Source organism: Phenylobacterium sp. (assembly GCF_035569475.1).
In the GTDB taxonomy this organism is placed as follows: Bacteria; Pseudomonadota; Alphaproteobacteria; order Caulobacterales; family Caulobacteraceae; genus Phenylobacterium.
On the sequence record NZ_DATMNA010000071.1, the window covers coordinates 1 to 3,586 of the forward strand.

Sequence of the window (3,586 nt, forward strand, 5' to 3'; positions counted from 1 at the left end):
CCACCACCGCCACCATGTCGTCGAGCACGATGACCTTCTGCACGCCGGGCACAGCCAGGGCCTCGGTGTTGTTCACCTGGCCGACCTTGCCGCCAAACACCGGGCTTGCCGTGATGCTGGCGAACTTCATGCCGGGCAGGAGGGCGTCGATGCCGTAGATGGTCGCGCCGGTCACCTTGGCGGGGGTGTCGAAGCGCTTCAGCGGCTTGCCGATCAGGGTAAAGTTCTGCGGGTCCTTCAGCGGCGGATCCTTCGGCGGCGGCACGCGCGCCGCGGCGTCGACCAGGTCCGCATAGGCCAGGGAGCGGCCGCTGGCGGCGTGAATCACCTTGCCGTTCGCGGCGCTGCAGCTGGCGGGCGAAACCTTCCAGCGCTGGGCCGCGGCCTCCACCAGCATGGCGCGCCCGGTGGCGCCGGCCTTGCGCAGCGGCGTCCAGAACGAGCGGATCGAGTTGGAATTGCCGGTCACCTGGATGCCGAACACCGGGTTGCCGTACAGCTTGTCGTTGGGCGGCGCGTGCTCGAGCACCACCTGTGAGAAGTCGGCGTCGAGTTCCTCGGCCAGGATCATGGCCACCGCCGTATAGACGCCCTGGCCCATCTCCACTTGCGGCATGACCAGCGTCGTCTTGCCGTCGCGCGCGATGCGGATGAAGCCGTTGGGGGTGAACTTGCCGGCGGTGTCGTCGGGTCCCTGGTTGGGCTCGTTGGCGACGCGCAGGGGCAGGTCGCCGGCGGCGCGCATGGGCAGGTAGAAGGCGAGCAGCACGCCACCCGCCAGCCCGGTCTTCAGCAACCCGCGGCGGGAGGCGGCGGTCATGCGGCGACCTCGCCCGCGGCGCGCTTGATGGCCGCGCGGATGCGCACATAGGTGCCGCACCGGCAGATGTTGCCCGACATGGCGGCGTTGATGTCGCTGTCATCAGGCGTGGGGATCGCCGCCAGCAGAGCGGCGGCCGACATGAGCTGGCCGGACTGGCAGTATCCGCACTGGACCACCTCGAGATCGAGCCAGGCTTTCTGCACCTTCGCGCCCGCGGACGTGGCGCCGAGGCCTTCGATCGTGGTGACGGCGCGGTCGCCCACGGCGCTCACCGGCAGCAGACACGACCGCACGGGCTTGCCGTCGATGTGCACCGTGCAGGCGCCGCACTGGGCGATGCCGCAGCCGAACTTCGTTCCGGTCAGGCCGAGGACATCCCGCAGCACCCAAAGCAGCGGCATGTCGTCGGGCGCGTCGACGGCCTTCGTTTCGCCGTTGATCCGCAACTGTCTCGACTGAACCATGGGCCCTCTGTGGGGATGGTGCGCGCCTGGTCCCAAACTAAGCTGAAGTTATCGATCGAACAATCCGGATAGTCTCGCGGTCAATTCGCGAGGCGGCGCATCATCGGGAGATAGGCGTCGAAGCCGGAGGGCGCCGCGTCGGCGGCTTTGCCGAGGTCGTCGTAGCGGCGCAGGCGCACGGCATCGGCGAAGCCGTCCAGGCGCTCGAAGGCGGCGGCCTGGTCCGCCGTGAACGGGCCGCCCTGCAGGGCGAGGGAGTGGACGGATGCGGGGCTGAGCGCCGCCCGGTAGCCCGGCTCGACCGCGCATAGATAACGCTTGGCGGCCACGTGGAGGGCGATCGGCGCGGTCACGGCGGGGCCGAACAGCTCACCCAGCAAGGCGGCGCCCGCCATCTCGTGGCGGGCGTCGACGGCGGGGCGGTCGACGTCTTCCGCCGCTTCCGCCAGATGACCGTAGTCGTGCAGCAGGGCCGCGACGATCAGGGTTTCCGGGGCCCCGTCCGCCGCCGCCAGCGCCGCGCACTGCAGGGCGTGCTGGTTCTGGCTGACGTCCTCGCCGTACTGGCGGTGGCCCAGGCGGTGATAGTCGGCCAGAATCCGGTCGAGGGTCAGGGTGGTCATGGAGCGCTCTCCGGTCTGAGGCGGGCGAGGGTGGCCAGCAGGCCATCGATGTCGGCGTAGCAGCCCTGCAGCCAGCGCCCGGCGGAGGCCAAGCCGTCATAGGCCTCGCGGCCGTGCGCGATACGCCGGTTGTCGAACAGGGCGACGTCGCCGGGCTGGAGCCTGATCCTCAGCGCCGCGCCGGGGGCGTGCAGGCTCTGGTGGAAGACACTGTAGGCCCGGTACCAGGCGGTGAGCTCATCGGCGGGGAGATCCGGCGGCGCCAGCGAGCGGTGGTTCAGCCGCACGGCGAGGATCGCGCCGTCGGGGCCCAGCTCGATCAGCGGCCGACGCGCGCGATAGACCGCGCCGTCCGGCGCGGCGTAGGCGAATTCGACCGGATGGCGGGCGAGGCGTTCGAACGCCTCCGGCGCGGTCGCTTCCATGGCGCGGGCGTGGGCGAAGCCGTCGGCGAAACAGGTGGCGCCGCCGTGCGTGTCGGCGCGGATGGCGTGGAGCAGCTGCAGCGACGGCGGCGGGTCGCGATAGGGGTTGTCGGTGTGCAGGTCCAGCGCCTCGGCGGTGTAGGCGAGGTTGCTGGGCCGGCTCTCGCTACGCACATCGAAGAGGCGGCCGTAGTTCGTCTCCCGGATAAAGCCGAAGCGGGCGACGATCCGCTCCACATAGCCGGGCTCGGCCAGGCCGCCGCTCAGGATGGCCAGGCCCTGGCGCGCGACCCGAGAGGCGGTCTCGGCGAGCGCCTCGTCGTCGTTCAGGCAGGCGTCCGCGGAAAGGGGATCCGGCGCCTCGATAGAGGCGGCGGTGAGCCACAGCGTCGGCGACGGCCTCTCCCGCCGGCGGTCTCGCAAGCGGCGACGGACGACACGCAGGTCCCGGCCGCCGGCCAGCGACACCGCCAGGCCGGCGGGTTCCAGCGCGCAGCGAGCGATCCTGGCCTCGGGGTCGAGGGCGCCCAGGCCACGGCGCCGCTGGCCCGTTTGCTCATCGAAGGCGTCTTCGGCGCTGTCGCACAGCCAGACGGCCGGCAGGGCTTCGCGAAGACCGTCGCTCCAGGTCAGGACCACGGCGCGGCCGCCATCGGCCACGGTGGCCCGGGTCGGTTCAGGACCGCTCATGCGCCCGCCTTCGCCTCCGGTCGAGCCAGCCGCGGGCCGCCCCGCCGAGGCCGCGCATGGCGAGGTTAACATAGACGATCAGCATGCCCATGGCCGCGGCGGGGGCGATGTCGCCGGCGTCGTCCATGTTCAGCACGGCCACCGACGCCAGCTTCACGTCCGGCGGATAGAGGAACACGACCGCCGACACCGTCGTCATGGCGCCCACGAACAGATAGACGAAGATCTCCACCAGCGGCCCGGCGCTCAGGGGGGCGATCACCCGGGCGAACACCGTCGCCCGGCCGACGCCGAGCACTTCCGCGGCCGGCTCGAACTCCCGGTCCAGGGCCTTCAGCGCCGAGACGCTGGTCAGGTGCGCCACGGTGTAGAAGTGGGTCACGGTCACCGCCACCAGGATGGCGAAGCCGCCGTAGATCACGTGCAGCGGATTGGCGGGGTCGTTGAAGCACAGCACATAGGCCAGACCCAGGGCGAGGCCGGGCGTGGCGGCCGGCAGAAGGCTGAACGCCGAATAGGCCTGCCGCAACCATCGGCTCGCCCCGCCGCGCTCGGCGGCGT

5 protein-coding genes are annotated in these 3,586 nt (G+C 71.3%); all 5 read right to left on the bottom strand.

Going from position 1 to position 3,586, the window contains the following annotated elements; all coding sequences use genetic code 11:
• Nucleotides 1-820 (bottom strand): molybdopterin cofactor-binding domain-containing protein (locus VNW53_RS10680; protein ID WP_325555604.1); only part of this gene is annotated, 820 nt, incomplete at its 3' end.
• Nucleotides 817-1,287 carry a (2Fe-2S)-binding protein gene (locus VNW53_RS10685; protein WP_325555606.1) on the bottom strand — a complete coding sequence of 157 codons (471 nt, stop codon included), beginning with the start codon at nt 1,285-1,287 and terminating at the stop codon, nt 817-819. The genes VNW53_RS10685 and VNW53_RS10680, both read right to left, overlap by 4 nt.
• Before the next feature lie 80 nt (nt 1,288-1,367).
• Nucleotides 1,368-1,910, bottom strand: coding sequence for an HD domain-containing protein (locus tag VNW53_RS10690; RefSeq protein ID WP_325555608.1), 543 nt, complete (start codon nt 1,908-1,910; stop codon nt 1,368-1,370).
• Nucleotides 1,907-3,025 (bottom strand): TauD/TfdA family dioxygenase, encoded by a 1,119-nt coding sequence (locus tag VNW53_RS10695; protein WP_325555610.1) that lies wholly within the window; start codon nt 3,023-3,025, stop codon nt 1,907-1,909. Before VNW53_RS10695 ends, VNW53_RS10690 begins: the two co-directional genes overlap by 4 nt.
• Nucleotides 3,012-3,586 (bottom strand): ABC transporter permease subunit (locus VNW53_RS10700; protein ID WP_325555611.1); only part of this gene is annotated, 575 nt, incomplete at its 5' end. The genes VNW53_RS10700 and VNW53_RS10695, both read right to left, overlap by 14 nt.